Genomic DNA, 22,235 nt, shown 5'->3' with positions numbered 1-22,235 from the left:
AGGCCAAGTATCGGGTAGTAGACCAGACTGGCGTACTGCCCGATAGCGATCGTCACCCGTTCAGTTGGCGTCGACTTGCGGGACGACCTGTTCACTGAGTTTGTCGGCCAGGCGCACGAACGCTGCCAGGTCCAACTGCTCTGGGCGCAGGCTGCCATCGACGCCGGCGGCTTCGATTTCGGTGCTGCTGAGCAATAGTTTCAGGGTGTTGCGCAAGGTTTTGCGGCGCTGGTTGAACGCTTCGCGTACCACCCGCTCCAGTAGGCGATGATCCTTGGCCGGGTGCGGCAGGACGGCATGGGGCACCAGGCGGACAATGGCCGAGTCGACTTTCGGCGGCGGGTTGAACGCGCCCGGGCCTACGTTGAACAGGTGTTCGACCCGGCAATGGTACTGGACCATGATCGACAGGCGACCCCAGTCACCACCGCCCGGGCCGGCGGCGAGGCGCTCGACCACTTCTTTTTGCAGCATGAAGTGCATGTCGCGGATCAGGCCGGCGTTGCTCAGCAGGTGGAAGATCAGCGGCGTGGAGATGTTGTACGGCAGGTTTCCCACCACCCGCAGGCTGTTCGGTGCAGCGTTCAGGCTATTGAAGTCGAACTTCAGCGCGTCGCCCTGGTGCAGGCTGAAATTGCTCCTGCCGGCGAACTGCTGGTTGAGGATCGGCACCAGGTCCTTGTCCAGTTCCACCACGTCCAGTTGCGCGCCGCTGTCGAGCAGGCCCTCGGTCAGGGCGCCCTGGCCTGGGCCGATTTCCAGCAGGCGGTCGTCGGGCTTGGCCCGGATCGAACGCAGGATGCGATCGATCACGCCGGCGTCATGCAGGAAGTTCTGGCCGAAACGCTTGCGCGCGCGGTGTTGGTATTGCTCGGTCATAAATGGGTCTCGGCCATCTGGTAGGCGGTTTCCAGTGCGACTTGCAGGCTGCCGGTATCGATCTTGCCGCTGCCGGCCAGGTCCAGGGCAGTGCCATGGTCCACGGAGGTGCGGATGATCGGCAGGCCCAACGTCACGTTGACCGCCGCGCCGAAACCTTTGTACTTCAGCACGGGCAGGCCCTGGTCGTGGTACATCGCCAGCACCGCGTCGCAGTGCTCCAGATATTTTGGGGTGAACAGAGTGTCGGCAGGCAGCGGGCCACGCAGGTCCATGCCCTCGCTGCGCAAGCGCTCCAAGGTGGGTTCGATGATGTCGATTTCTTCACGGCCCAGGTGTCCGCCTTCACCCGCGTGGGGATTGAGCCCGCAAACGAGGATGCGCGGCCGGGCGATGCCGAATTTTTCCTGCAAGTCGGCGTGCAGGATGCGCGTGACCCGCTCCAGACGTTCCGGGATGATGGCGTCGGCGACGTCCCGCAAGGGCAGGTGAGTGGTCACCAGGGCCACACGCAGTCCGCGGGTAGCGAGCATCATCACCACTTGCGCGGTGTGGGTCAGGTCCGCCAGGAATTCGGTGTGCCCGGAAAAGGCAATCCCGGATTCGTTGATCACGCCTTTGTGCACCGGTGCGGTGATCATGCCGGCGAACGCACCGTCCAGGCAGCCCTGGCCGGCGCGGGTCAGGGTCTCGAGGACGAACGCGGCGTTGGCCTTGTCCAACTGCCCTGTGACGACCGGAGCGCCCAGGGGCGTATCCCAGACATACAGGCTGTTGGCGGGCGCCGGGACGTCCGGCCAGGCCTGCGGTGTCACGGGCAACAGATTGACGGCCAGCCCCAGTTGCGCGGCCCGCTCAAGGAGCAGGTCGCGACTGGTGATGGCAATCAGGGGATGTGGCTGGGCTTGCGAGGCGAGCAGCAGGCACAGGTCGGGACCGATGCCGGCTGGTTCGCCGGGGGTCAGCGCGAAACGCTTGGGTTTCACTGCGCTGCCTGGTCTGCACCAGGAAGTTTGATTTCAACGTAGGCTTCGTCGCGAATCTGACGCAGCCAGGTTTGCAGCTCTTCGTCGTATTTGCGGTTGCGCAAGACAGTCATTGCTTGCTGTTCGCGAGCCTGGGTGGTGCTGTCAGTGGCGCGGCGGCCAAGGACTTCCAGCACGTGCCAGCCATAAGGGCTCTTGAACGGCTTGGACAACTGGCCTTGCGGCGTGTCAGCCATGACCTGGCGGAATTCGGGAACCAGTGCATTGGGGTCAACCCAATTCAGGTCGCCGCCGTTGAGGGCCGAGCCCGGGTCTTCGGAAAAACTCTTCGCCAGTTCAGCAAAGTCTTCGCCCGCTTCAATGCGGTCGTAGAGTTTCTCCGCCAGGCGCTTGGTCTCGGCTTCGCTGCGAATCTCGCTTGGCTTGATCAGGATGTGGCGAACATGCACTTCGTCACGGACCTGGGTTCCGCCACCGCGTTTTTCCAGCACTTTCAGGATAATGAAGCCGCCAGGGGTGCGTGCTGGCTGGGTGATGTCGCCCACGGCCATGGCGCTCAGTTCACGGTCGAACGGAGGCGGCAGTTGAGCGGGTTTTCTCCAGCCCATGTCACCGCCTTCCAGGGCGTTGTCGCTGCCCGACTTGGCAATGGCCATCTGACCGAAATCAGCGCCTTGCTTGAGTTGCTGGTAGACATCCATTGCCTGGCGATAAGCGCTCTGGATCGCTTCGGAGTTGGCGCTTTCCGGGGTCGGAATCAGGATGTTCGCCAAGTGCAGCTCTTCGGAAAGCTGCATCTTGCCCAGGTCCGAGGCGAGGAAGTTTTTCACTTCCTGCTCCGACACCTGGATGCGTTCGGCCACACGGCGCTGACGCACACGGCTGATGACCATTTCGCGGCGGATCTGATCACGGGCGTCCTCGTAGGAGAGGCCGTCGCGAGCCAGGGCGGCGCGGAACTGGTCGATGCTCATGTTGTTGCGCTGGGCAATGGTGCCGACGGCCTGGTTCAGTTCTTCATCGGTGATGCGGATGCCGGAACGTTCGCCGATCTGCAATTGCAGGTTTTCGACGATCAGGCGTTCGAGCACTTGCTGGTCCAGCACGCCCGGAGGCGGCAGGCCTCCGCCGCGCTTGGCGATGGTTTGCTGCACTTCATGGACGCGCTGGTCCAGCTGGCTCTGCATGACCACGTCGTTGTCGACGATGGCCACTACCTTGTCGATGGACTGTACCGCGGCGTTGGCCGCGGTACCCAGGAACAGCGCGCCCAGCATCAGCGGGCGCAGACAATCAGAAAGCTTGGTCTTCACGTTCACGATAACCTTGGATGCCTTTGTCGAGGAAGCTCTCTACCTTGGCGCCGGTCAGGCCGCCGAGTCCCTTCAGAACAATTTGGAGGAAGATGCCGTGGTCGCCTTTTTCGTTTTCCGGGGCGGCTTGACTGAACTCTTCGTAGTCGACCCAGTAACGGTTGATCAGGCGCAGTTTCCAGCAGCAATTGTCGTATTCGAAACCACCGAAGGCTTCCAGGGTACGGTTGCGGTTGTAGTCATACTGCCAGCGGCTGATAAGGTTCCACTGCGGCACGACTGGCCAGATGACCGAGAAGTCGTGCTGCTTGATCTTGTAGTAGTCCTTCACGTAGCCCGGTGTGCCCGGTGTGCCGTAGTCGCCGCCGCCCACGGACCATTGACCCGTAGTCTGGTCGTAACGGACCTGGTCGTTGCGATAGCGATAACCGGCGTTGATAACCTTGTTCGGGTTGTCTTCAGGCTGGTAGTGGAACATCGCGCTGCCCGAGCGAGGGCTATGGGTGTCCGGGTCCCAGTTATAGGTAGCAGTAGTGCGCCAGTCGCGGTTCCAGCGGAATTCGTACTCCAGTGCATAGGGAGATACGTCGGACTTGGCATCTTCACGCGTATTGAAATCGATGCCTGGCAGTTGAACTTCGCGGTCCTTGAAGTAAAAGGCCTGGCCGACGCTGACGCGCTGGCGCTCGAATCCGTTTTCCTGGATCCAGCGACTGGTCACGCCCAGGGAGAGTTTGTTCTCGTCGCCGACACGGTCGGAGCCAGAGAAACGGTTGTCCCGGAACAGCGAGGAGTAGCTGAAGGTGGATTCGCCGGTGTCGAAAACCGGAATGTCGCTCTGATCTTTCTCTGGGACATAGAGGTAGAACAGGCGTGGCTCCAGGGTTTGGCGGTAGTTACTACCAAACCACTGGGTATCCCGGTCGAAGTACAGGCCGCTGTCGATGCTGGCGATTGGGACGCCGCGATTCTGACTGCCGCTATACGTGCCGCGCAGACGATCAGTCTCGGCGGACTGTGCGGCGATCTGGGATTTGCCAGTGCCGTCCAGGTCCAGATCATATTGGGTGTATTGGTATTTGAGCGACGGCTTGATGAAGCCGTACGTGGCTTCCATCGGCAAGCTCATGACTGGCGCCAGATTCAGGCGAGTGCCGTTAGCCCGCGCCAGTCCGCGAACGTTGGTGTCCAGCCACGGTTCGGTGTTGCCATCCTCATCGGTATAGTTGCCAGTCCGCAAATCACGATCAAATCGCACCAACTCTGTCTTGTACTCGAAATACAGGCCATACGGATGTTCGGGCAGGGAGCCATTGAAGGTGATCTGGGGCAGGCGATTATAGGGCGTGATTTTCGAAATCGTCGCCATCTGATAGGCCTGGGCATTCACGCGTGCCGTGTAGTTGTCGCCGCGATAGCTGACTGCGCCTTGCTGATTGACGTAATCATTGGACTCGATACCGATCTGATCGCTTTCAAGGTCCTGGAAATAGTACGGATCGCTGATCTTGGTGTAGTCGACTTCCGTCAGCACGCGCGAGTCGAGGCCGCCCTTGTGCTGCCAGTTATACATGTAGCGGGTCTTGTCGTAGTCGCTTTGCCCGCTGCGCTCATCGTCCTCGTCGTTGAGGTACGCAGCACCGAACTGACCTTCGCTGGATTTGGTCAGGTAGCGGAATTCGCCTTCCATCAAAAGGCCGCGCTTGGCCATGTAGCGCGGATACAACGTGGCATCGTAGTTCGGCGCCAGGTTGAAGTAGTACGGGGTGACCAGCAGGAAGCCGGTGTCGCTGCCGCTGCCGATGGTCGGCGGCAGGAAGCCGGACTGGCGACGGTCGTCGATCGGGAAGTAGATGTACGGTGTGTACAGGACCGGGAAGTCCTTGACCCGCAGCGTCACGTTGGTCGCGGTACCGAAGCCGGTGGCCGGGTTCAGGGTGATGTTGTTGCCCTTGAGCGTCCAGGCGTTGCTGTTCGGTTCGCACGTGGTGTACGTACCGTCCTTGAGACGGATGATCGCATTCTCTGCACGCTTGGCGTACAGCGCGTTACCGCGAATACGCGACTTGTGCATCACGTATTCGGCGTTGTCGACCTTGGCTTCGCCGGTGTCCAGCTGTACATCGGCATGGTCGCCGACGATCAGTGCACCGTTGTCGCGAACGCGGACGTTACCGCTCAGCTCACCGCGGTTCTCAGCCTGGTACAGGCTGGCCTCGTCGGCCTCGACCTGCATGCTGCCCTGGCGCATGACCACGTCGCCGGCCAGCGTCGCCACCTGTTCTTCCTGTTGATAGCGCGAAGCCTTGGCGCCGAGGAAGGTAGGAGCGTCGCTCTTGGCCGTCTTGTCGTTCATGCCAGGACGGGTCGGCTCGATATAGGCACCCGAGCAGTAAGGGCCGGTTTCAGCCAATTGCGCCGGGGTAAGGTTCTCCCGTGGAACCCAATCCAGGTGACTGTAGTCTGCACTGCGCGACTTCAGGCCGCGGCCCTTGGCTTCGGTAACGAGCATCGGCTTTTCGCCGGCTTCCTCGCCCGAGCTGCTGTCGGCCGGAGCCGCGCCGCTGTCGGAAACCGCACTGCCGTCATGCACGGGACGCGGCGGCAACGCGGCGGCCGGTGTCTTGGGTGCACAGTCCCAGGCACCCGAAGCGGAGACGGAGCAGTCATACTGCTGCGCCGCGACGACGAATGAAGAGGCCAGGGGTTGCAGGGCCAGCAGACTGCCGGTGACCAGCAACGGAAATTTTTTACGAAACGCGGGGGATTTCAATGCCATCTTATTAGTCCGGGCTTCCTGCGTGCCATCTGCCCGCGGTGTGGGCCGCACGCCTCTCGATGGTCTGAAAAAGATGCTGGATAATAAAGCATGACCCGCTTGACGGCTAGCGCCGTCGGAGACCCTTGCAATGCCCGACCAAGATGTACGCTTGCAACACCTGAAAGTTTGGCTCGATGAACAACTGCCGATCCTTTTCACTCAACAGGGCTGGGGCCCCGTACCCCCGGCCACGTTGACCGCCGCCAGCAGTGACGCGAGTTTCCGGCGTTATTTCCGCTGGGAAGGCGAGGGTCGCAGTTTGATCGTCATGGATGCGCCACCGCCCCAGGAAAACTGCAAACCCTTCGTGGATATTGCTTTTTTGCTGGCGAAATCCGGCATTAACGTGCCAAAAATTTATGCTGAAGACCTCGAGCGCGGCTTTCTTTTGCTCAATGACTTGGGCAACCAAACCTATCTGGACGTGATCAACGGCGAAAATGCCGACGATTTATTCCGCGATGCCCTGCAAGCCTTGCTGGCTTTCCAGCAACTGCCAATGGTTGCGCCGTTGCCGAGCTACGATGTCGCGTTGTTGCGTCGGGAGTTGGAATTGTTCCCCGAGTGGTACGTCAAGCGCGAGCTGGGGATCGAATTGGATTCGGCCCAGCAGCAGCTCTGGCAGCAAGCCAGCGAGTTGCTGATCGACAGCGCCCTGGCCCAGCCCAAAGTGCTGGTGCACCGGGACTACATGCCACGCAACCTGATGCTCAGCGTGCCGAACCCCGGCGTGCTGGATTTTCAGGATGCCGTCTATGGTCCCGTTACCTACGACGTGACCTGCCTGTTCAAGGACGCTTTCCTCAGTTGGCCCGAGGCGCGCGTGCGCGGCTGGCTGGAGAGTTACTGGCAGCAGGCCGGCGCCCTCGGCATTCCCGTGCAACCGGACCTCGAGGACTTCCTGCGGGCCAGCGATTTGATGGGCGTGCAGCGTCATCTAAAGGTCATCGGGATCTTCGCGCGCATTTGTCATCGTGATGGCAAGCCACGCTACCTCGGCGATGTGCCGCGATTCTTTGCTTATATAGAAGCGGTCATTGCCCGCCGTCCGGAACTGGCACCGCTCGATGAACTTCTGGGCAGCTTGCGGCAATCGGCTGGAGCAACGGCATGAAGGCGATGATTCTGGCGGCGGGCAAGGGCGAACGCATGCGCCCCTTGACCCTTACCACGCCAAAGCCGTTGATTCGCGTCGGTGGTGTTCCCTTGATCGAATACCACTTGCGGGCGCTGGCCAGGGCCGGATTCACCGAGATCGTGATCAATCACGCCTGGCTCGGTCAGCAGATCGAAGATCACCTGGGGGATGGTGCACGGTTTGGCGTGAGCATTCGGTTTTCCCCTGAAGGCGAGCCGCTGGAAACCGGCGGTGGAATCTTCCGGGCCTTGCCGCTGCTGGGCGATGAAGCGTTTGTGGTGGTGAACGGCGATGTCTGGACCGACTACGACTTCAGCGCTTTGCGCCGGCCGCTCGAAGGGTTGGCGCACCTGGTGCTTGTCGATAATCCCGAGCATCACCCAGACGGCGATTTCGTCCTGGTCGACGGAAAGGTTCACGATAGGCACGCCCCTGCCGACAACCTGACCTATAGCGGCATCGCCGTTCTGCACCCGCGGTTGTTCGACGGTTGCGCGGAGGGTGCGTTCAAGCTCGCACCGCTGTTGCGCGCGGCCATGGCCGAGGGACGCGTCAGTGGCGAGCACCTCAAAGGGCATTGGGTCGATGTCGGCACCCATGAACGTTTGGCGCAGGTCGAAACCTTGATAGAAGCGAGCGGTTGATATGTGGTGGCCAGGGACTCTGATTGGAGCCGGGGCGGGCTTTGCCATAGCCAGCATCCCGGGGGCCATGCTTGGTGCGTTATTAGGACAAGCGTTGGATAGGCGCCTAAACGTGCAAAGCTGGGAGCAGCTTCGTGAGCGTCTGGGCGGGCGCCCAGCGTTGCGCAACGATGAACTGTTGTTTGTGTTGCTGGGGCGTTTGGCGAAAAGCGATGGGCGTGTGGTCGACGGTCACATCCAACAGGCTCGCCAGGAAATGCGGGCCCTGGACCTGAGCGAATCGGCGCAACGCCGGGCCATCGCTGCATTCAACCGGGGCAAGTCTGGAGATGTCCGCCTACGCGGTTATCTGCGCCGCCTCAGCACCCAGCCGCATGCGGCGGAAGGCGTGCTGCGGGCCTGCTGGCGAATGGTTTGGGCTGATGGCAAGGCGGGCGTCGGCGAGCGTGAATTGATTGCCCGGTGGGGCAAGTGGCTGGGCTGGACCCAACAACAGGTCCAGGCATTGGCCAGCGATTACGAACCGCACAAACTGTCGCTGCCCAGCAGTGGGGTGACGTATCAGGAGGCGTTGCGTTTGCTGGGCGTTTCCGCCACGAGTGAACCGTCGCAGATCAAGCGAGCCTACCGACGATTGCTCAGTCGCCACCATCCGGACAAGATTGCCGGCAGCGGGGCAACGCCCTTGCAGGTGCGTGAAGCCACTGACAGGACTCGGGAGTTGCACAACGCCTATCGCTTGATACGGGAACGGCGGAATTTCCGGTAGCGCCACTATCCCCAGTGGCGAGGGAGCTTGCTCCCGTTCGGCTGCGCAGCAGTCGCAGTCCGGGTCTTTATGAAGAACCGCAGTGCTCGCTTTGGGGACCGCTTCGCGCTCCAGCGGGAGCAAGCTCCCTCGCCACAGGAGGGTGGGCGCCGACATCCCGAACGGGTCAGCCTTACTCCCCCGCCTTCTGCGGATTCAACCAACCCCGGACCCGACGAAACAGCTGCTCCTGCTCCGCCGCCGGGTTCGGCAGGGCCTTGAGGGACACCTGGCTGAAGGTCGAGCCTTTCAAGCGTTTGCTCGCCTGCAAGCGCTCCAGCGCCGCGTTTCGATCCAGCGGCTTGTCCATGTAGAAAATGTCGGCGGTCGCCAGTTTCAAGGTCGAGGTCAGTTCGGCCAGGGCCGGCTTGGCGGTGGCCGGGGTCTGGGCGGCCACCATCACGAAGCGTTCGACTTGTGAGGGCTGCTTTTCACTCAAGTAGCGCGCTGCCCAATAGGCGCCAGTGCCATGGCCCAGCAGCACGATACGGCGTGCGCTTTGCTGTTCGGCGTAGGCCAGGGCTGCATCGATACGGGCGAAGATGCGCTCGGCGTCGGCCTTGGCATGTTCTTCATCGGTTTGGTCGACGACGGGATCTGTCGCATCGGCTTCGCCGCCTGCGGCCTGTTCGATCGGCGCCGCAGTGGTGGCGTCCGGTGCTGCGGCAGCGGTGTCGGTCGGCTTGGTCTCGGGCGGTGTTTCTACCACGCGCGGTGCAATGACGTCGCTTTGCAGGTCCGGCAGGGTGATACTCAGGCTGCTCCACTCAACATCTGGCAACTTTTTCCGCAAAGGGCCGATAGCTTGAGGCCAGTCAGCTGTTTCGCCGGCGCCGGGGATTATGATGACTGCGCCTCTGGGGTCGCCGGTATTGGCCGGTTTCCACAGTGCCAGGAAGGCATCGCTGCCGGTCTGTAACTGTTGTTGTTCCTGGGCCGGGACTCTTCGTTCAAGTGCGGTCGCCTCTTCCTGGCTACGCTCGAGCAAGGGTTGGCGCTCGACGGGTTTTTCCTCGGCAGGTTGCTGCGCGGCGGGCGCCGTTTCGCTGGCCTGTACAGAAAAGGCACTTGGCAGGATCAGCGACAGGCACAATGCTGGCAACGCCAGGCGATAAACAGAGGGCATTGGATATTCCATGACCAGAAGTATTTCCGGCAGCCTAATGGGTTGGTCAGTATTTGTCAGTGCATTGAGACTTCGATGATGCGTTTTTGCTGCCTGTGGGTTATCGGCTGTTTATGGCTTCCCTTGATGGCGTGGGCCGCGCCCGCGCCGTCGACGCATGGGGTGCAATTGAATGCGGGACAGCGCCAATGGTTGGTGCAACATCCGCAATGGCGGGTCGGCCTGGTATTGCAGGCGCCCTATGCCCAATACGACCGGCGCCTGCAGCGTTTGTCCGGCACTAACGTCGAGTTGATGCAATGGCTGGGCAAGGCGTTGAACGTCGAGCTCACCTGGCGCAATTTCCAGGACCTGGCACAGCTGGAAGCAGCGGTGCGCGCCGGCGAGGTGGACGTAGCGCCGGGCCTGACCCAATCCCCGGGCGGGCTCAAGCTCTGGCAATTTTCCGATCCCTATATGCGCGTGCCGCAACTGATCGTCGGCGCGCAGAAGGGCGCCGAAGGGGTGGAGTTGGAAAAACTCGACAGCCAGGCCCGGGTCGCGGTGCGCATGCCCAGCGCGACGGCCGATTACCTGCGCAGCAACTACCCGACGCTGAATCTGCAAGGTGTGCCGATGGAGCGCGAGGCCCTGCAATTATTACTGACCCAGCAGGCTCGATACGCGGTGGTCGACGAGGCACAGCTCGGGCGGTTGATGGTCGAGCCCGAATTCGCCGAGCTGGCGGTGGTGGGCGACATCGGCCTGCCGCAGTTGCTGCGGGTTGCCACGCGCCGGGACTGGCCGGAACTGGCCGAGATCATCGACAGCGGTTTGCAGGCGATCCCGGCCAAGGAACTGGAGCAATTGCACAGCCGTTGGCTCAAGCCAAAATATCCACGCCTGACCGAGACCCCGGGCTTCTGGCAGAACTTGACCCTATTGATTCTGGCCCTGCTGCTCAGCAGCGTCGCCATCGTGTTCTGGCAGCGCCGCCAGCAACGCGCACTGGAGCGTCGTCTGCGTGCCGCGAGGGAGGACATCGCCCAGCGTACGGCCAGCGAAGAAGCCTTGCGCCTGACGCAGTTTTCCATCGATCAAAGTACGGTCGGCATCCTCTGGGTCAATTGGGACAGCCACGTGCGTTATGCCAACCGAGCGGCTGAAACCATGCTCGGCTATGCCTCGGGCGCCATCATCGACCGCCCCTTGATCGACTTCGAGCCGGGTTTGCACATGGATCGCTGGCTGAACCTGTGGAAGCGCGCCCGGGCCAGCGAAGATGGGCCGCAGAGTTTCGAAACCGAATGCGTGCGAGCCGATGGCAGCATCTTGCCGGCTGACGTTTCTCTGAGCTTCCTGCGCTTTCGCGACGCTGAATACCTGGTGGTCTACCTCAACGACGTGACCGAGCGCCGACGAGCGCTGGCGGCGTTGCGCGAAAGCGAAGCGCGGTTGCAAGGTATTGCCGCTAATGTGCCAGGTCTGGTCTTTCGCCTGGAGCGGGCGCCGGTGACCGGCCAGATCGACTTTGCCTACATCAGCGAAGGCAGCGAAAGCCTGGTGGGTTATTCCCCTGCAACCCTGGCCCGCAGCGACACCGGGCTGCGCAGCCTGGTGCACCCGCAGGACAAGGCCGATTACCACTGCACTCAGGACCAGGCGCTGGACACCGACAGTGACTGGTCATGGCAAGGCCGCATCCTGACCCGCGAAGGCCAGGAGCGCTGGGCCGAGATCAAAGCGATCACCCGCCGTCTCGAAGATGGCGCCTATGTCTGGGACGGAATCGTCTGGGACATCACCGAAAGCAAGCGCATCGAACTGGAGCTGGCCAGCTCACGGGAACAGTTGCGCGAATTGTCAGCGCACCTGGAAAGTGTGCGGGAAGAGGAAAAGGCGCGCATTGCCCGGGAGGTCCACGACGAGCTGGGCCAGATGCTGACGGTGTTGAAGCTAGAAACATCCATGTGCGAATTGGCCTACGCGCAACTCGACCCGGGCCTGCATGAGCGGCTTAATAGCATGAAGCGCCTGATTGCTCAGTTGTTCCAGCTGGTGCGGGATGTGGCAACGGCGCTCCGCCCGCCGATCCTGGATGCTGGCATTGCCTCGGCCATCGAATGGCAGGCTCGGCGTTTCGAGGCGCGTACGCAGATCCCATGCCTGGTGCAGGTGCCGGACAACCTGCCGGCCCTGAGCGACGCCAAGGCCATTGGCCTGTTCCGGATTCTCCAGGAAGCGCTGACCAACGTGATGCGCCATGCCCAAGCGCATACTGTAGAGCTGACGCTGGTTCAGGAGGGCGACGAATTGTGTCTGACCGTCAGCGACGACGGTGTAGGATTTATTGCCGATACGAGTCGGCCAACCTCCTTTGGCCTGGTCGGCATGCGTGAACGAGTATTGATCATGGGCGGGCAGTTGACCCTGGAGAGTGAGCCGGGGGAGGGGACGACCCTGTCGGTGCGGGTGCCGTTGCATGAGGCCTGATGGGGTGGGTTGCCTGGGCGGGCCCAATCGCGAGCCAGCTCGCTCCACATTGATTGAGATGTACACATACGCCCTGCGGGAGCGAGCTTGCTCGCGATGAGGGATCCTGAATCTGGAGAACAATGTGATCCGTGTACTGGTAGCCGAAGACCACACCATCGTCCGTGAAGGCATCAAGCAACTGATCGGCCTGGCCAAGGACCTGGTGGTGGTAGGGGAGGCGAGCAATGGTGAGCAGTTGCTCGAAACCTTGCGGCATGTGCCCTGCGAAGTGGTGCTGCTGGACATTTCCATGCCCGGCGTCAACGGCCTGGAGGCGATCCCACGGATCCGGGCGCTGAACAACCCGCCGGCCATCCTGGTGCTGTCGATGCATGACGAAGCGCAAATGGCCGCCCGTGCCCTGAAGGTCGGCGCCGCCGGCTACGCGACCAAGGACAGCGACCCGGCCCTGCTGCTCATGGCGATTCGCAAGGTCGCGGCCGGCGGACGCTATATCGACCCGGACCTGGCCGACCGCATGGTCTTTGAAGTCGGCCTGACCGACACGCGACCGCTGCACTCACTGCTGTCCGAGCGTGAATTCTCCGTCTTCGAACGCCTGGCCCAGGGCGCCAACGTCAACGATATCGCCCAGCAACTGGCCCTGAGCAGCAAGACCATCAGCACCCACAAGGCGCGGCTGATGCAGAAGCTCAACATCACCTCATTGGCTGAGTTGGTGAAGTATGCGATGGAGCACAAGTTGCTCTGAGCTTCAGCGCTCCCACAAGGTTTTGTCTCGGCATATCCATTTGCGACACACCCCAACAGCGCTTTTCGCCCCTGCTTGCCGCTTGCCGCTCATCACTTGCCGCTGCACTTACCCAATCCCGCCATCCCTGTAGGGCGATCCCTACCCCGACTCTTCCATCCGGCTGAGGTGATTCTCTCCTGCGCCCCGATTTGCGCCGGCCCCAGGCTCCACTAGGCTTGACTCACAAGCAGTCATCAATACAAAAGGTGCGGGTATGAGCCAGGTCGATTCAAGCGCGGGGGCCAGTGATGTGCTGGTCAGCTTTCGTGGTGTGCAAAAGAGCTACGACGGCGAGAACCTGATCGTCAAAGACCTCAACCTGGACATTCGCAAGGGCGAATTCCTGACCCTGCTCGGGCCTTCCGGCTCCGGCAAGACCACCAGCCTGATGATGCTCGCCGGGTTTGAGACCCCAACCGCCGGTGAGATCCTGCTGGCCGGGCGCTCGATCAACAACGTGCCACCGCACAAGCGCGACATCGGCATGGTGTTCCAGAACTACGCCTTGTTCCCGCACATGACCGTCGCCGAGAACCTGGCGTTCCCGCTGACGGTGCGTGGCCTGAACAAGAGCGACGTGAGTGATCGGGTCAAGCGCGTCTTGAGCATGGTCCAGTTGGACAGCTTCGCCCAACGCTACCCGGCGCAATTGTCCGGCGGCCAGCAACAACGGGTTGCCCTGGCCCGGGCGCTGGTGTTCGAACCGCAGTTGGTGTTGATGGACGAACCCCTGGGTGCGTTGGACAAGCAGCTGCGTGAACACATGCAGATGGAAATCAAGCATCTGCACCAGCGCCTCGGCGTCACCGTGGTGTACGTGACCCACGACCAGGGCGAAGCCTTGACCATGTCTGACCGCGTGGCGGTATTCCACCAGGGCGAGATCCAGCAGATCGCCCCGCCGCGCACACTGTATGAAGAGCCGAAAAACACCTTCGTCGCCAACTTCATTGGCGAAAACAACCGTCTCAACGGTCGTCTGCACAGTCAGACCGGCGACCGCTGCCTGGTGGAATTGGGACGCGGTGAAAAGGTCGAGGCATTGGCGGTGAATGTCGGCAAGCCTGGCGAGCCGGTGACCCTGTCGATCCGCCCGGAACGGGTGAGCCTCAACGGCGTCAGCGAACAATGCGTCAACCGCTTCTCAGGGAGGGTGGCGGAATTCATCTATCTGGGCGACCACGTCCGGGTTCGCCTGGAAGTCTGCGGCAAGACCGACTTCTTCGTGAAACAGCCGATTGCCGAGCTCGATCCCGCGCTCGCGGTTGGGGACGTGGTTCCGCTTGGCTGGCAAGTCGAGCATGTGCGTGCGCTCGATCCCCTTCTAGAGGCGAATTGATCGCCCCCTGCTGTACCAACACCAACCCTGCACGTGGAGAGAACAATAAATGTTGAGATCCCTGAAGTTCACAGCCCTGACACTGGGCATGATGGGTGCGGCAAGCGCGATGGCGGCGGGCCCGGACCTGACCGTGGTGTCTTTCGGCGGGGCGAACAAGGCGGCTCAGGTCAAAGCCTTTTACGCACCGTGGGAAGCGGCCGGCAATGGCAAGATCGTGGCTGGCGAGTACAACGGCGAAATGGCCAAGGTCAAGGCCATGGTCGATACCAAGAGCGTTTCGTGGGATTTGGTAGAAGTCGAGTCCCCGGAATTGTCCCGTGGTTGTGACGAAGACATGTTCGAACAACTCGATCCGGCCCTGTTCGGCAAGGCCGAAGACTACGTCAAGGGCGCCATCCAGCCTTGCGGCGTGGGCTTCTTCGTGTGGTCGACCGTGCTGGCCTACAACGCCGACAAGCTCAAGACCGCGCCGACCAGTTGGGCGGATTTCTGGGACACCAAGCAATTCCCAGGCAAACGTGGCCTGCGCAAGGGCGCCAAGTACACCCTGGAATTCGCCTTGATGGCCGATGGCGTAGCGCCGAAAGACGTCTACAAAGTACTGGCTGGCAAAGACGGCCAGGATCGCGCCTTCAAGAAGCTCGATGAGCTCAAGCCGAACATCCAGTGGTGGGAAGCTGGCGCCCAGCCGCCGCAGTACCTGGCTTCCGGTGACGTGGTCATGAGCTCAGCCTACAACGGCCGGATCGCCGCGGTACAGAAAGAAAGCAACCTGAAAGTGGTGTGGAACGGCGGTATCTACGACTTCGACGCTTGGGCCATCCCACGTGGCCTGGACAAGACCCGCGCCGAAGCGGCGAAGAAGTTCATCGCCTTCTCGGTGGCGCCGCAGCAGCAGAAGACCTATTCGGAAAACATCGCCTACGGTCCGGCCAATACCCAGGCTGTACCGTTGCTGGCCAAGGATGTCCTGAAGGACATGCCGACCACCCCGGAAAACATCGCCAACCAAGTGCAGATCGACGTCAGCTTCTGGGCTGACAACGGTGAGCAACTGGAGCAGCGCTTCAACTCCTGGGCGGCCAAGTAACCAAAGCGTCCATGGGTGAACGGGCTTTGTGGCGAGGGAGCTTGCTCCCGCTTGAGTGCGCAGCACTCACAAAATTGGCGTTGCCGACAAAGTTTTGGGGCCGCTTCGCAGCCCAGCGCGAGCAAGCTCGCTCGCCACAATGACTCGCTTGCACAGGTTGCGGTTTCAAAAGAACAGAGGTGGCCCGCCGCCTCTGTAACGATCAAAAAGATTCGCGGAGTTCGCCATGGCTATCGCCGTTCCACTGAACGCGGGCACCAGCCCCACCCTCAAGCAACGGCTCAAGCATGCCGAGCGGATCAACCGCTGGAAGGCCCAGGCCTTGATCGCGCCGCTGGTGTTGTTTCTGTTGCTGGTGTTCCTGGTGCCGATCGTGGCGCTGCTGTTCAAAAGCGTCAGCAACCCGGAAGTGGTGGGCGCCATGCCTCGCACTGTCGCCGCCGTCGCTGCATGGGACGGACGTGGTTTGCCGGGCGAGCCGGTGTACAAGGCTGCCAGTGAAGACCTGGCCGAAGCCCGCAAGAATCAGACCTTGGGCGACTTGTCCAAGCGCCTGAACATGGAACTGGCCGGCTATCGTAGCCTGCTGACCAAGACCGCTCGGGCGTTGCCGTTTGCCACCGAGCCGGCTTCCTATAAAGAAGCCTTGGAAAACCTCGATGAGCGTTGGGGCGACCCGGCGTACTGGCAGGTGATCCGCCGCAACACCAGCGACGTTACCCCGTATTACCTGCTGGCGGCCGTCGATCACCGCATCGATGACCTCGGCGAACTGGCCCCAGCTACCCCCGACCAGGCGATTTACCTGGATATCTTCACTCGCACGTTCTGGATGGGCCTGGTGATCACCGCGATCTGCCTGGTGCTGGCTTATCCGTTGGCCTACCTGCTGGCTAACCTGCCTTCGCGCCAGAGCAACCTGCTGATGATCCTGGTGCTGCTACCGTTCTGGACCTCGATCCTGGTACGCGTCGCCGCATGGATCGTGCTGCTGCAGTCCGGTGGTCTGATCAACAGTGCGCTGATGGCCATGGGCGTCATCGATAAGCCCCTGGAGCTGGTGTTCAACCGCACCGGCGTATACATCTCCATGGTCCACATCCTGCTGCCGTTCATGATCCTGCCGATCTACAGCGTGATGAAGGGCATCTCGCCAACCTATATGCGTGCGGCGATTTCCCTGGGCTGTCACCCGTTCGCCAGTTTCTGGCGGGTGTACTTCCCGCAGACCTATGCCGGGGTCGGTGCCGGTTGCCTGTTGGTGTTCATCCTTGCCATCGGCTACTACATCACGCCGGCGCTGCTGGGCAGCCCGAACGATCAGATGGTCAGCTACTTCGTCGCGTTCTACACCAACACCAGCATCAACTGGGGCATGGCCACGGCGCTCGGCGGGCTGCTGTTACTGGCGACCATCGTGCTTTATCTGATTTACAGCTGGCTGGTGGGCGCCAGTCGCCTGCGCCTGAGCTAAGGGGAGATCGAAAATGGTGAGTCCTTACATGTCCCCCGTCGAGCGGGTGTGGTTCTACTGCTTGCGCACACTCTGCGGGCTGATTCTGTTGTTCCTGATCCTGCCGGTGCTGGTGATCATTCCACTGTCGTTCAACTCCGGCAGTTTCCTGGTGTACCCGCTGCAAGGCTTTTCGCTGCAGTGGTACCACGATTTCTTCGCCTCGGCCGAATGGATGCGAGCGCTGAAGAACAGCATCATCGTGGCCCCGGCGGCGACGTTGCTGGCGATGGTCTTCGGCACGCTCGCGGCCATCGGCCTGACCCGTGGTGACTTCCCAGGCAAGGCGTTGGTGATGGCCCTGGTGATTTCGCCGATGGTGGTGCCGGTGGTGATCATTGGCGTGGCCAGTTACCTGTTTTTCGCCCCGCTGGGGATGGGCAACAGCTTCTTCTCGCTGATCGTGGTCCACGCCGTGCTGGGTGTACCGTTCGTGATCATCACGGTGTCGGCGACCCTGCAGGGGTTCAACCACAACCTGGTTCGGGCTGCCGCCAGTCTTGGGGCTTCGCCACTGACGGCGTTTCGTCGGGTGACCCTGCCGTTGATCGCCCCGGGTGTGATCTCCGGCGCACTGTTCGCCTTCGCGACGTCGTTCGATGAAGTGGTGGTGACCCTGTTCCTGGCCGGCCCCGAGCAGGCAACCTTGCCACGGCAGATGTTCAGCGGCATCCGCGAAAACCTCAGCCCCACCATCGCGGCGGCGGCGACCCTGCTGATTGCCTTCTCGGTGATCCTGTTGCTGACCCTGGAGTGGTTGCGTGGGCGTAGCGAGAAGCTGCGTACTACCCAGGCCTGACGAATGTGGGAGCGGGCTTGCTCGCGAATGCGGTGTGCCAGTCGACATAAATGTTGAATGTGCCGACGTATTCGCGAGCAAGCCCGCTCCCACAATGGGGTTGCGGTGTATTCATAAGCTGAATGGCAGACAACCTCCAATACCGAGCTATCCTTGTGCCAGCCCATACTCGAATAAGAGGCCGCGCACATGAGTCTTTCCTCATTCAAGATCGCCCATAAACTGATCACCGGTGCTGCTGCCATCGAGCAACTGGCTGCGGAGTTGACGCGCCTGGACGTCGACAACCCGCTGATCGTGACCGATGCGGCGTTGGTCAAGTCCGGCACCGTGGAACTGGCCTTGCAACATCTGGGCGGACGGGACTACGAGATTTTCGACCGGGTGATGCCGGACCCGGAAATCGCCATTGTCGAGGACTGCATGCAAGCCTATCGCGACGGTGGTCATGATGGCCTGATCGGTCTCGGCGGTGGCAGTGCCATCGACATTGCCAAGTGCGTGGGCGTCTATGCCGGGTACCACGGCGAGCTGCAGGATATGTTCGGCGTCGATCAGGTGCCGCGCAAAGGCCCGCCCATGATTGCCATCCCCACCACGGCCGGTACCGGTTCGGAAGTCACCAACGTGGCGATCCTCTCCGACAAGGCCGCGCAGCTGAAAAAAGGCATCGTCAGCGATTATCTGTTGCCGGACGTGGCGCTGGTCAGTCCGCAGATGACCCTCACCTGTCCGCGCGGCGTCACGGCTGCCAGTGGCGTTGATGCGCTGGCACACGCCATCGAGGCCTACCTGTCGCTCAATGCTTCGCCAATCACCGATGCCCTGGCCATCGGCGCAATCAAGCTGATCAGCCGCGCGCTGCCCAAGGCCTATGCCAACCCGGCTCACCTGCAAGCCCGGGAAGACATGGCCACGGCCAGCCTCATGGCCGGCATGGCATTCGGCAATGCCGGGGTTGGGGCGGTCCATGCACTGGCTTATCCATTAGGCGGGCGTTTTCACGTGTCCCATGGCGTCGCCAATGCTATGTTGCTGCCATACGTCATGACCTGGAACAAGATGGCCTGTGTCGAGCGCATGCGTGACATCGCCGAGGCCATGGGCCTCAAGACCGCTCACCTGAGCGACCTTGAGGCGGCCGATGAGGCTGTGGAGGCGATGATTACGCTGTGTGCTGCCGTGGAAATACCCCAAGGTCTCAGCAGCCTGGGCGTGACCGAGGACGTGATTCCATCCATGGCGGTGGAAGCGGCGGGAATAGAACGGTTAATGCGCAACAATCCACGCAAACTGAGCGCCGCCGATATCGAGAAGATCTACCGCGCGGCGTATTGATCGATTGCCACGGTGGGCGCGCCAAATCTTGAGGTATACAATGCGCGCCATCGTGATTTCGCTCAAAACAGGTGCGTCATGCAGCCCTTCGCTATTGCTCCGTCGATTCTCTCTGCCGACTTCGCCCGCCTGGGCGAGGAAGTGGACAACGTTCTGGCCGCCGGGGCCGACATCGTGCACTTCGATGTCATGGACAACCACTACGTACCCAACCTGACCATCGGCCCGATGGTCTGCGCGGCGCTGCGCAAGTACGGCGTCACCGCGCCGATCGACGCGCATTTGATGGTCAGCCCGGTGGACCGCATCGTTGGTGACTTCATCGAAGCCGGCGCTACCTACATCACTTTCCACCCTGAAGCCACGCAGCACATTGACCGCTCCCTGCAATTGATCCGCGAAGGCGGTTGCAAGGCCGGCCTGGTGTTCAACCCGGCGACGCCCCTGGACGTGCTCAAGTACGTGATGGACAAGGTCGACATGATCCTGCTGATGAGCGTCAACCCTGGCTTCGGCGGGCAGAAGTTCATCCCGGGCACGCTCGACAAGCTGCGCGAAGCCCGTGCGTTGATCGATGCCTCGGGGCGTGACATCCGCCTGGAAATCGACGGTGGTGTGAATGTGAAGAATATCCGTGAAATCGCCGCGGCCGGCGCCGACACGTTTGTCGCGGGTTCGGCCATCTTCAACGCACCGGACTACGAAGAGGTGATTGCACAAATGCGCGCCGAACTGGCCTTGGCGCGCCCATGAGCGGTTTCGAGCAGCTGTTCCCCGGCAGCTTGCCGCGTCTGGTGATGTTCGACCTCGATGGCACATTGGTCGATTCGGTCCCGGACCTCGCGGCGGCGGTGGACACGATGCTGCTCAAGCTTGGACGCCCGCCTGCCGGCCTCGATTCGGTACGCCACTGGGTCGGCAATGGCGCGCCGATGCTGGTGCGCCGGGCCCTGGCCAATGACATCGATGCCCAAGGTGTCGATGATGCCGAGGCCGAGCGGGCGCTGGCGTTGTTCAATGAAGCCTACGAAGACAATCACCAACTGACGGTGGTCTACCCCGGCGTGCGCTCCACCCTCAAGTGGCTGCAAAAGCAGGGCGTGGAAATGGCCCTGATTACCAACAAACCGGAGCGCTTCGTTGCGCCGTTGCTGGACCAGATGAAAATCGGCCGCTATTTCCGCTGGATCATTGGCGGCGATACCTTACCGCAGAAAAAGCCTGATCCGGCCGCGCTGTTTTTCGTGATGAAAATGGCCAACATCCCGGCCTCTCAATCCTTGTTCGTCGGCGACTCGCGCAGCGATGTGCTGGCGGCCAAGGCGGCAGGGGTCAAATGTGTGGCACTGAGTTACGGCTACAACCACGGCCGCCCAATCGCCGAAGAATGTCCTGCCCTGGTAATCGACGATTTGCGCCTGTTAATTCCCGGTTGCCTGGACCCGGCCGCTGAGATAACGTTGCCCGACGCTGTTCAATCCTCTTCTGGAAACGCCATCGTGGTGGTCACTCGCAAACTCTGGATGAAAGTCATGAAGGCCCTGGCCCGCTGGCGTTGGCGCACCTGACGTGATCCCGGCCGGTTATCCGGCGCGTTTGCATACCTGACTGTCAGCTCCTCTTGCCACGAGGCACCCCATGATCCGCGAAGAATTCCTGCGTCTAGCCGCTGCCGGCTACAACCGCATCCCTCTTGCCTGTGAAACCCTGGCTGACTTCGACACACCGCTGTCGATCTACCTCAAGTTGGCCGACCAGCCCAACTCCTACTTGCTCGAATCGGTGCAGGGCGGTGAGAAATGGGGCCGTTATTCCATCATCGGCCTGCCGTGCCGCACGGTGCTGCGGGTCCATGACCATCGCGTCAGCGTGACCCACGACGGTGTCGAAATCGAAAGCCTCGAAGTTGAAGACCCGCTGGCGTTCGTCGAAACCTTCAAGGCCCGCTACAACGTGCCGACCATCCCCGGCCTGCCGCGCTTCAACGGTGGCCTGGTGGGGTATTTCGGCTACGACTGCGTGCGTTACGTGGAAAAACGCCTGGGCACCTGCCCGAACCCCGATCCGCTGGGCGTGCCGGATATTTTGCTGATGGTGTCCGATGCGGTCGTCGTTTTCGACAACCTCGCCGGCAAGATGCACGCCATCGTCCTGGCCGATCCGTCCCAGGAAGATGCCTACGAGCAAGGTCAACAAAGCCTGCAAGCACTGTTGGAAAAGTTACGTCAGCCGATCGCTCCGCGTCCCGGCCTGGACTTCAGCAAGCAGTCGGCGACCGACCCGGTGTTTCGTTCCAGTTTCACCCAGGACGATTACGAACGGGCCGTCGATACCATCAAGGAGTACATCCTCGCGGGTGACTGCATGCAGGTAGTGCCGTCGCAACGGATGTCCATTGACTTCAAGGCGGCGCCGATCGATCTCTATCGGGCGCTGCGCTGTTTCAACCCGACGCCCTACATGTACTTCTTCAACTTCGGCGACTTCCATGTCGTGGGCAGTTCGCCGGAAGTGCTGGTGCGGGTCGAAGACAACCTGATCACCGTCCGGCCGATCGCCGGCACTCGCCCCCGTGGCGCTACGGAGGAAGCTGACCGGGCCTTGGAAGAGGATTTGCTGTCGGACGACAAGGAAATCGCCGAGCACCTGATGCTGATTGACCTGGGGCGCAACGACACCGGGCGGGTCTCGGAAATCGGCTCGGTGAAGCTCACCGAGAAGATGGTCATCGAGCGCTATTCCAACGTGATGCACATCGTCTCCAACGTCACCGGCCAGTTGAAGGCCGGGCTGACGGCGATGGACGCCTTGCGGGCGATCCTGCCGGCGGGCACCTTGTCTGGCGCGCCGAAAATCCGCGCGATGGAAATCATCGACGAGCTGGAGCCGGTCAAGCGGGGCGTGTACGGCGGGGCCGTGGGTTACTTCGCCTGGAACGGCAACATGGACACTGCCATTGCCATTCGCACTGCCGTGATCAAGAACGGTGAACTGCACGTACAGGCCGGCGGCGGTATCGTCGCCGACTCGGTGCCGGCGCTGGAGTGGGAAGAAACCCTGAACAAGCGCCGGGCCATGTTCCGCGCCGTGGCGCTGGCCGAGCAGACTTCGAACGATTGAAAACCCTTCAATAACTCGATCAGTGTGTGGGAGCGAGCTTGCTCGCGATG

General features: G+C 61.5%; 18 protein-coding genes. 13 read left to right on the top strand and 5 right to left on the bottom strand.

Annotation, left to right across the window (positions count from 1 at the left end; translation table 11 throughout):
- Window positions 1-60 precede the first annotated feature (60 nt).
- The 4 genes from rsmA to V7773_RS14545 are packed head-to-tail and all read right to left on the bottom strand — an operon-like array spanning window position 61 to window position 5,957.
- Complete coding sequence (gene rsmA / locus V7773_RS14560; protein ID WP_336073972.1) at window positions 61-879, bottom strand: 16S rRNA (adenine(1518)-N(6)/adenine(1519)-N(6))-dimethyltransferase RsmA; 819 nt, start codon at window positions 877-879, stop codon at window positions 61-63.
- Window positions 876-1,865 (bottom strand): 4-hydroxythreonine-4-phosphate dehydrogenase PdxA, encoded by a 990-nt coding sequence (gene pdxA / locus V7773_RS14555; RefSeq protein ID WP_336073971.1) that lies wholly within the window; start codon window positions 1,863-1,865, stop codon window positions 876-878. The genes rsmA and pdxA overlap by 4 nt, the downstream gene beginning before the upstream one ends.
- Entirely contained in the window at window positions 1,862-3,178 is a 1,317-nt protein-coding gene (surA, locus tag V7773_RS14550) for a peptidylprolyl isomerase SurA (protein ID WP_139197732.1), read from the bottom strand. The genes pdxA and surA overlap by 4 nt, the downstream gene beginning before the upstream one ends.
- Window positions 3,159-5,957: an LPS-assembly protein LptD gene (locus tag V7773_RS14545; RefSeq protein WP_336073969.1), complete on the bottom strand. Its 2,799-nt coding sequence runs from the start codon at window positions 5,955-5,957 to the stop codon at window positions 3,159-3,161. The genes surA and V7773_RS14545 overlap by 20 nt, the downstream gene beginning before the upstream one ends.
- A 130-nt stretch (window positions 5,958-6,087) precedes the next feature.
- Between V7773_RS14545 and V7773_RS14540 the strand changes: the two genes are divergently transcribed.
- Genes V7773_RS14540 through V7773_RS14530 form a run of 3 tightly spaced genes read left to right on the top strand, consistent with a single transcriptional unit; the run spans window position 6,088 to window position 8,550 of the window.
- The gene (locus tag V7773_RS14540; RefSeq protein ID WP_063324112.1) at window positions 6,088-7,113 is read left to right on the top strand and encodes an aminoglycoside phosphotransferase family protein; all 1,026 of its coding nucleotides are present in this window, start codon (window positions 6,088-6,090) and stop codon (window positions 7,111-7,113) included.
- The gene (gene murU, locus V7773_RS14535) at window positions 7,110-7,781 is read left to right on the top strand and encodes an N-acetylmuramate alpha-1-phosphate uridylyltransferase MurU (RefSeq protein WP_092146415.1); all 672 of its coding nucleotides are present in this window, start codon (window positions 7,110-7,112) and stop codon (window positions 7,779-7,781) included. Before V7773_RS14540 ends, murU begins: the two co-directional genes overlap by 4 nt.
- A 1-nt stretch (window position 7,782) precedes the next feature.
- Window positions 7,783-8,550, top strand: coding sequence for a TerB family tellurite resistance protein (locus V7773_RS14530; RefSeq protein WP_072342471.1), 768 nt, complete (start codon window positions 7,783-7,785; stop codon window positions 8,548-8,550).
- Window positions 8,551-8,722: 172 nt separating this feature from the next.
- Here the strand turns inward: V7773_RS14530 and V7773_RS14525 are convergent, their stop codons facing one another.
- Window positions 8,723-9,715 (bottom strand): alpha/beta hydrolase family protein, encoded by a 993-nt coding sequence (locus V7773_RS14525; RefSeq protein ID WP_336073968.1) that lies wholly within the window; start codon window positions 9,713-9,715, stop codon window positions 8,723-8,725.
- Window positions 9,716-9,790: 75 nt separating this feature from the next.
- Here V7773_RS14525 and V7773_RS14520 point away from each other — a divergent pair, with 75 nt between their 5' ends.
- The 10 genes from V7773_RS14520 to trpE all read left to right on the top strand — a co-directional run bounded on the left by V7773_RS14520 (window position 9,791) and on the right by trpE (window position 22,185).
- Window positions 9,791-12,187, top strand: a complete 2,397-nt coding sequence (locus V7773_RS14520; protein ID WP_336073967.1) for a PAS domain-containing sensor histidine kinase — start codon at window positions 9,791-9,793, stop codon at window positions 12,185-12,187.
- Window positions 12,188-12,311: 124 nt separating this feature from the next.
- A complete protein-coding gene (locus V7773_RS14515; protein WP_003206156.1) occupies window positions 12,312-12,941 on the top strand; it encodes a response regulator in 630 nt (209 codons plus the stop codon).
- A 256-nt stretch (window positions 12,942-13,197) separates the two neighbouring features.
- Window positions 13,198-14,322, top strand: coding sequence for an ABC transporter ATP-binding protein (locus tag V7773_RS14510; RefSeq protein WP_336073966.1), 1,125 nt, complete (start codon window positions 13,198-13,200; stop codon window positions 14,320-14,322).
- 49 nt (window positions 14,323-14,371) lie between these two features.
- Window positions 14,372-15,415, top strand: a complete 1,044-nt coding sequence (locus V7773_RS14505; RefSeq protein ID WP_003206153.1) for an ABC transporter substrate-binding protein — start codon at window positions 14,372-14,374, stop codon at window positions 15,413-15,415.
- Window positions 15,416-15,641: 226 nt separating this feature from the next.
- Complete coding sequence (locus V7773_RS14500) at window positions 15,642-16,889, top strand: ABC transporter permease (RefSeq protein WP_018607201.1); 1,248 nt, start codon at window positions 15,642-15,644, stop codon at window positions 16,887-16,889.
- Between the two features lie 13 nt (window positions 16,890-16,902).
- The gene (locus V7773_RS14495) at window positions 16,903-17,727 is read left to right on the top strand and encodes an ABC transporter permease (RefSeq protein WP_063324119.1); all 825 of its coding nucleotides are present in this window, start codon (window positions 16,903-16,905) and stop codon (window positions 17,725-17,727) included.
- Between the two features lie 189 nt (window positions 17,728-17,916).
- A complete protein-coding gene (locus V7773_RS14490) occupies window positions 17,917-19,065 on the top strand; it encodes an iron-containing alcohol dehydrogenase (protein ID WP_063324120.1) in 1,149 nt (382 codons plus the stop codon).
- Window positions 19,066-19,143: 78 nt separating this feature from the next.
- Window positions 19,144-19,818 (top strand): ribulose-phosphate 3-epimerase, encoded by a 675-nt coding sequence (rpe, locus tag V7773_RS14485; RefSeq protein ID WP_063324121.1) that lies wholly within the window; start codon window positions 19,144-19,146, stop codon window positions 19,816-19,818.
- Window positions 19,815-20,633 carry a phosphoglycolate phosphatase gene (locus tag V7773_RS14480; RefSeq protein WP_063324122.1) on the top strand — a complete coding sequence of 273 codons (819 nt, stop codon included), beginning with the start codon at window positions 19,815-19,817 and terminating at the stop codon, window positions 20,631-20,633. Before rpe ends, V7773_RS14480 begins: the two co-directional genes overlap by 4 nt.
- A gap of 70 nt (window positions 20,634-20,703) precedes the next feature.
- On the top strand, window positions 20,704-22,185 hold the full coding sequence (gene trpE, locus V7773_RS14475; RefSeq protein WP_092221562.1) for an anthranilate synthase component I: 1,482 nt from the start codon (window positions 20,704-20,706) through the stop codon (window positions 22,183-22,185).
- Window positions 22,186-22,235: the final 50 nt, after the last annotated feature.

The sequence above is a fragment of the Pseudomonas sp. 3JA genome, from assembly GCF_036961705.1.
In the GTDB taxonomy this organism is placed as follows: Bacteria; Pseudomonadota; Gammaproteobacteria; order Pseudomonadales; family Pseudomonadaceae; genus Aquipseudomonas; species Aquipseudomonas fluorescens_Q.
This window is presented reverse-complemented; position numbering and strand designations above follow the sequence as displayed.

Bases quoted from the DNA above. Each gene is read 5' to 3' on its own strand.
- V7773_RS14495 (WP_063324119.1), top strand. From the start codon at position 16,903: ATGGTGAGTCCTTACATGTCCCCCGTCGAGCGGGTGTGGTTCTACTGC.
- murU (WP_092146415.1), top strand. From the start codon at position 7,110: ATGAAGGCGATGATTCTGGCGGCGGGCAAGGGCGAACGCATGCGCCCC.
- V7773_RS14525 (WP_336073968.1), bottom strand. From the start codon at position 9,715: ATGCCCTCTGTTTATCGCCTGGCGTTGCCAGCATTGTGCCTGTCGCTG.
- rpe (WP_063324121.1), top strand. From the start codon at position 19,144: ATGCAGCCCTTCGCTATTGCTCCGTCGATTCTCTCTGCCGACTTCGCC.
- V7773_RS14490 (WP_063324120.1), top strand. From the start codon at position 17,917: ATGAGTCTTTCCTCATTCAAGATCGCCCATAAACTGATCACCGGTGCT.
- V7773_RS14545 (WP_336073969.1), bottom strand. From the start codon at position 5,957: ATGGCATTGAAATCCCCCGCGTTTCGTAAAAAATTTCCGTTGCTGGTC.
- trpE (WP_092221562.1), top strand. From the start codon at position 20,704: ATGATCCGCGAAGAATTCCTGCGTCTAGCCGCTGCCGGCTACAACCGC.
- V7773_RS14505 (WP_003206153.1), top strand. From the start codon at position 14,372: ATGTTGAGATCCCTGAAGTTCACAGCCCTGACACTGGGCATGATGGGT.
- V7773_RS14480 (WP_063324122.1), top strand. From the start codon at position 19,815: ATGAGCGGTTTCGAGCAGCTGTTCCCCGGCAGCTTGCCGCGTCTGGTG.
- rsmA (WP_336073972.1), bottom strand. From the start codon at position 879: ATGACCGAGCAATACCAACACCGCGCGCGCAAGCGTTTCGGCCAGAAC.
- V7773_RS14530 (WP_072342471.1), top strand. From the start codon at position 7,783: ATGTGGTGGCCAGGGACTCTGATTGGAGCCGGGGCGGGCTTTGCCATA.
- V7773_RS14500 (WP_018607201.1), top strand. From the start codon at position 15,642: ATGGCTATCGCCGTTCCACTGAACGCGGGCACCAGCCCCACCCTCAAG.
- V7773_RS14510 (WP_336073966.1), top strand. From the start codon at position 13,198: ATGAGCCAGGTCGATTCAAGCGCGGGGGCCAGTGATGTGCTGGTCAGC.
- V7773_RS14520 (WP_336073967.1), top strand. From the start codon at position 9,791: ATGATGCGTTTTTGCTGCCTGTGGGTTATCGGCTGTTTATGGCTTCCC.
- V7773_RS14540 (WP_063324112.1), top strand. From the start codon at position 6,088: ATGCCCGACCAAGATGTACGCTTGCAACACCTGAAAGTTTGGCTCGAT.